The organism is Arthrobacter sp. GCM10027362 (genome assembly GCF_042679445.1).
Lineage (GTDB): Bacteria > Actinomycetota > Actinomycetes > Actinomycetales > Micrococcaceae > Crystallibacter.
In genome coordinates, this window is the sequence record NZ_JBHTML010000249.1 from 1 (window position 1) to 4,730 (window position 4,730).

The 4,730-nt window shown below is 71.4% G+C and carries 4 protein-coding genes and 1 pseudogene; all 5 read left to right on the forward strand.

Features of this window, described 5'->3' with window-relative positions:
- Window positions 1–191, forward strand: a pseudogene (locus tag ACFQ36_RS20875) (hypothetical protein); the annotation flags it as partial.
- A 102-nt stretch (window positions 192–293) separates the two neighbouring features.
- On the forward strand, window positions 294–2,012 hold the full coding sequence (locus ACFQ36_RS20880; RefSeq protein ID WP_377017167.1) for a nitrite/sulfite reductase: 1,719 nt from the start codon (window positions 294–296) through the stop codon (window positions 2,010–2,012).
- Complete coding sequence (locus tag ACFQ36_RS20885) at window positions 2,009–2,761, forward strand: phosphoadenylyl-sulfate reductase (RefSeq protein ID WP_377017169.1); 753 nt, start codon at window positions 2,009–2,011, stop codon at window positions 2,759–2,761. Before ACFQ36_RS20880 ends, ACFQ36_RS20885 begins: the two co-directional genes overlap by 4 nt.
- A gap of 32 nt (window positions 2,762–2,793) precedes the next feature.
- Window positions 2,794–3,729 carry a sulfate adenylyltransferase subunit CysD gene (gene cysD / locus ACFQ36_RS20890; RefSeq protein ID WP_377017171.1) on the forward strand — a complete coding sequence of 312 codons (936 nt, stop codon included), beginning with the start codon at window positions 2,794–2,796 and terminating at the stop codon, window positions 3,727–3,729.
- A partial coding sequence (locus tag ACFQ36_RS20895; protein WP_377017173.1) for a sulfate adenylyltransferase subunit 1 occupies window positions 3,729–4,730 on the forward strand: 1,002 nt, incomplete at its 3' end. The genes cysD and ACFQ36_RS20895, both read left to right, overlap by 1 nt.

Here is a 4,730-nt window from a genome sequence, read left to right on the forward strand (position 1 = left end):
CGGTCGGGGCCGCCCGGTCCCGGCCCGGCTGCCGCCGCGTGCTGATCGGCTCTTACCTGCTGGCTCCCGGGCACTTCCATTCGGTGCTGGCCCGGGCCGGCGCGGACGCGGTGACGGCGCCGCTGCTGCCCGCCCCGGCCATTGCCGACTGTGTGACGGACCGGCTGCTTGATGTCGTCGACATGACGTAAAACATGACGTAATAGGACCGAATATGTTGTCCCGTTGAGCCATGGGACGCCATATGGGAAGACATTTGGCCACCCCTTCCGGGCGTCCCTACGCTGGCACGCATGACTCAGTCGATCGAGACGACAACGGCCCCGCGGCAGGGGCGCCCGCGACCCTCCGCCAAGCCCCACGGACAGTGGAAGGTGGACGGGACGGCGCCGCTGAACCACAACGAGGAGTTCAAGCAGCAGGACAACGGGCTCAATGTGCGCGAGCGGATCGAAACGGTCTACGCCAAGCACGGCTTCGACTCGATTCCCGCCGATGACCTGCACGGCAGGTTCCGCTGGTGGGGCCTCTACACCCAGCGCAAACCGGGAATCGACGGCGGCAAGACGGCGACCTTGGAGCCCCACGAGCTCGAGGACCGGTACTTCATGCTCCGCGTCCGGATCGACGGGGGAGCGCTGACCACCGAGCAGCTGCGGGTCATCGGCACCATTTCCACCGAATTCGCCCGCGACACCGCGGACGTGACCGACCGGCAGAACATCCAGCTGCACTGGATCGACGTCGTGGACGTGCCGGAGATCTGGCGCCGCCTCGAAGCGGTCGGCCTGTCGACCACCGAAGCCTGCGGCGACGTCCCCCGGGTGATCCTCGGCTCCCCGGTCGCCGGCATCGCCAAGGACGAGATCATCGACCCGACGCCGGTCATCCGCGAGATCGCCGACCGCTTCATCGGTGACCCGGAACTGGCCAACCTGCCGCGCAAGTTCAAGTCCGCGATCACCGGCCACCCGTCCCAGGACGTGGTCCACGAGATCAACGACATCTCGCTGGTCGGGGTGGTCCACCCGGAGCTGGGCCCCGGCTACGACCTGTGGGTCGGCGGCGGGCTGTCCACCAGCGCCCGGCTCGCCGAGCGCCTCGGGGCCTTCGTCAGCGAGGAGCACGCCGCGGCGGTGTGGCACGGCGTGGTGCGCATCTTCCGCGACTACGGCTACCGGCGGCTGCGGAACAAGGCCCGGCTGAAGTACCTGATGAACGACTGGGGGCCGGAGAAGTTCCGGGCGGTGCTGGAGCAGGAATACCTCGGCTTCGCGCTGCCGGACGGGCCGGCACCGGCCCGGCCCAGCGAACCCGGCGACCATGTCGGCATACACGAGCAGAAGGACGGCAACTTCTACATCGGCGCCGCGCCCGTGGTCGGACGGGTCTCCGGCACCGTGCTGACCCGCCTGGCGGCCCTGCTCGAACGCCACGGGTCCTACCGGCTGCGCACCACCCCGCACCAGAAGATCGTCGTGCTGGACGTGGCGCCGGAGCAGGTCGACGCCGTCACCGCGGGCCTGGCGGAGCTGGGCCTGAGCAGCAGCCCGTCGGTCTTCCACCGCTCGACCATCGCCTGCACCGGCCTCGAGTTCTGCAAGCTGGCCATCGTCGACACCAAGGACACGGCCGAACGCACCGTCGCCGGGCTGGAGGACCGCCTCGCCGACGTTGCGGACCGGCTGCCGGCGCAACTGAGCCTGCACATCAACGGCTGCCCCAACTCCTGCGCCCGGATCCAGACCGCCGACATCGGCCTGAAGGGGCAGCTGCTGCCCGACCCGGACGGCGGCCAGACCCCGGGATTCCAGGTCCACCTCGGCGGCGGGCTGGCATCCACCGACCGGGACGAGGCGGGCCTGGGCCGCACCGTGCGCGGCCTGAAGGTCACCGCGGACGGGCTCGTGGACTACGTGGACCGCGTCATCCGCCGCTACGACGAACAGCATGCCGACGGCGAGACCTTCGCCCAGTGGGCGCACCGGGCGGACGAGGGGGACCTGAAATGACCGCCGGCGGCAACCGCACGGACCGGCACACGGCCCGGCCGCCGCGTCCGCCGGAGGAAACCCAGGCCCTCCGGGAGCTGGCCGCCGCCGGCGCCCGGCAGCTGGGCTGGGACGCCCCGGCCGGGGAGGTGGTGGCGTGGGTCCGGGAGAATTTCGCGGTGCGCGACGCGGCGGTGGCCTGCTCCATGGCGGACCTGGTGCTGCCGCATCTGGTGGCCCGGCAGCTGCCCGGCGTCGACGTGCTGTTCCTGGAGACCGGCTACCACTTCACCGAGACCTTGGCCGCCCGTGACGAGGCGGCCCGTTCCCTGGACGTCACGGTGGTGGACGTCCTGCCCGAGCAGACTGTCGCCGAGCAGGACCAGGCCCACGGGCCGGAGCTGTTCGCCCGCGACCCCGGCCTGTGCTGCCGGCTGCGGAAGATGGATCCGCTGCGGAAGGCGCTGGCCAACTACCGGGTCTGGTTCACCGGAGTGCGCCGGGACGAGGCTCCCACCCGCACCAACACCCCCCTGGTGGCCTGGGACGAGGCCCACGGGCTGGTGAAGGTCAACCCCGTGGCACCGTGGAGCTTCGACGAGCTGACCGGCTATGCCTCCCGGCATGCGGTGCCGCTGAACCTGCTGCTGCAGCAGGGCTACCCGTCCATCGGCTGCCGCCCCTGCACCCGCCCGGTGGCCCCGGGCGGGGATCCGCGCGCCGGCCGCTGGGCCGGCCTGGCCAAGACCGAGTGCGGCATCCACACCTGACGCCCCGCCGCCCCGACACGCAAGGACCCATCATGACCCTGACCCACGCATACGACGCCCCGGTTCCCGTCCGGGAACGGCTCGGCGTCCTGGACACCCTCGAGTCCGAATCGATCCACATCATCCGCGAGGTCGTGGCCGAATTCGAGCGCCCGGCCATGCTGTTCTCCGGCGGCAAGGACTCCGTGGTCATGCTCCACCTGGCCGCCAAGGCGTTCTGGCCCGGGCGCGTGCCGTTCCCGGTCCTGCACGTGGATACCGGCCACAACTTCCCGGAGGTCCTGGCCTTCCGGGACCGCACCGTGGAGCGGCTCGGCCTCCGGCTGGTCGTGGGATCCGTCCAGGAGTACATCGACCGCGGGGAGCTGCAGGAGCGGGCCGACGGCACCCGCAATCCGCTCCAGACCGTGCCCCTGCTGGACACCATCGCCGCCCACCGGTTCGACGCCGTCTTCGGCGGCGGCCGCCGCGACGAGGACAAGGCCCGGGCCAAGGAACGCATCCTGAGCCTGCGCGACGAGTTCGGGCAGTGGGACCCGCGCAACCAGCGGCCCGAGCTGTGGAACCTTTACAACGGCCGCCACACCGTCGGCCGGCACGTCAGGGCCTTCCCGATCAGCAACTGGACCGAGCTGGACATTTGGCGCTACATCGCCCGCGAGCGCATCGAGCTGCCCGCCATCTACTACGCGCATCCGCGCGAGGTGTTCCGCCGCGACGGCATGTGGCGGGCGGTCGGCGAGTTCTCGCAGCCTGGCCCCGGCGAGGAGGTTTCGGTCCGCACGGTCCGCTACCGCACCGTCGGCGACATGTCCTGCACCGGCGCCGTGCTCTCCGAGGCCGGCACCGTCGAGGACGTCGTGCGCGAGGTCGCAGCGTCCACCCTCACCGAGCGCGGGGCCACCCGCGCCGACGACCGAATTTCCGAAGCGGCCATGGAAGACCGCAAGAAGGACGGATACTTCTGATGACCACCCAACTCCTGGACCGGGATCTCCCGGCCGCCGGCACCCTGTTCCGCTTCGCCACCGCCGGTTCGGTCGACGACGGCAAATCCACCCTGGTCGGACGGCTGCTGCACGATTCCAAGGCCATCCTGGCGGACCAGCTGGAGTCCGTCGCCCGCACCTCGGCCGACCGGGGCTTTGGCGGCGGGGGCGGGCTGGACCTGGCGCTGCTGACCGACGGACTGCGGGCCGAGCGCGAGCAGGGCATCACCATCGACGTCGCCTACCGCTATTTCGCCACCGGCCGCCGCACCTTCATCCTGGCCGACTGCCCCGGCCACGTGCAGTACACCCGCAACACCGTGACCGGCGCCTCGACCGCGGATGCGGTGGTCGTCCTCGTCGATGCCCGCAAGGGTGTCCTGGAGCAGACCCGCCGCCACCTGAGCGTCGTCGCCCTGCTGCGCGTGCCGCACGTGGTGGTCGCCGTCAACAAGATCGACCTGACTGGCTACTCCCGGAAAGTGTTCGACCGGATTGCGGCGGATGTGCAGCAGGTTGCGGCCGACCTCGGCCTGCCCGACGCGGTGAGCATCCCGGTCTCCGCCCTGGCCGGGGACAACGTCGTCGAACGCTCGGCCCACACGCCCTGGTACGCGGGCCCGACGCTGCTCGAACTGCTGGAGACCCTGCCCACCACCGACGACGAGCCCGGCGCTGCCTTCCGCTTTCCGGTCCAGCTGGTGCTGCGCCCCCAGGGCGCCCTGGCCCCGGGTCTCGATGCGGAGGCCTTCCGCGACTACCGCGCCTACGCCGGGCAGGTCGTGGCCGGCACCGTGCGCGTGGGCGACGCCGTGACGGTCCAGACCCCGGGGCAGGAGCCCCGCACCACCACCGTGGCCGGGATCGACGCCGCGGGCCGGGGGCTGGACGAGGCCTCCGCGCCCCAGTCCGTCGCGCTGCGCCTGGCCGACGAATTCGACGTGGCCCGCGGGGACCTGATCGCCGCGGCCGGCACCCTG